The 577-nt window shown below is 67.8% G+C and carries 1 protein-coding gene; it reads left to right on the top strand.

All coding sequences use genetic code 11. The annotated features are described in order from the left end of the window. Nucleotides 1–115 precede the first annotated feature (115 nt). Nucleotides 116–577 (top strand): hypothetical protein (locus tag AC1DVK_RS27140; protein ID WP_477627849.1); only part of this gene is annotated, 462 nt, incomplete at its 3' end.

Here is a 577-nt window from a genome sequence, read left to right as displayed (position 1 = left end):
GCGCCACCGCAGGACCCGGGGAAATCCTGAACGGGGACGACTCCCGGATGGTCATTCCCCTATGCTGTAGGGGATCCATCTGGGGAGATGGGTCGCATGCAACGAGGGGGACAAGTTGCGTTCAGACTTTGGCGGCCGGGACTATCCGGCTGGGGACGACTCACGCTTCTATGAAGGCGCCCCACGGGGCGGCGTCCGCCGCTCCGCCAGCGGGCGAATTCCACAGTGGGCAGTCGACGAGGCCCTGGGCAAGCTCGAGGACCCTGCCCCGTGGCGCGAAGTCCCCGGCGCTGGCGGCAAAACTCCGAAAATTGTCCGGCCCCGCCGGAAGCGGCCACGGCGCGCACGTCACTGGGGCAAATCCGGCACCTTTGTTGCCATTGCCCTGATCGTGGGGTTGAACTTCCTCCCTCCGCTGTTCGAGCAGTTTGTAATGGCCCCTGTGCGCCCCTACCTGCCCGGCGCCACCGCGCCGCCGCCCGGGGTTGACGCCGCAAATTCCCCGCTGGGAAGGCCGCCGGTCAGCAGCGGCTCGCATGCTTATGCACTGCATCCGGCCCCGGACGGAGTTCAGGGC

Source organism: Peribacillus sp. P4_B1 (assembly GCF_056402395.1).
Note: the sequence above shows the minus strand (reverse complement) of the source record. Positions and strands in the feature narration are given on the sequence as shown.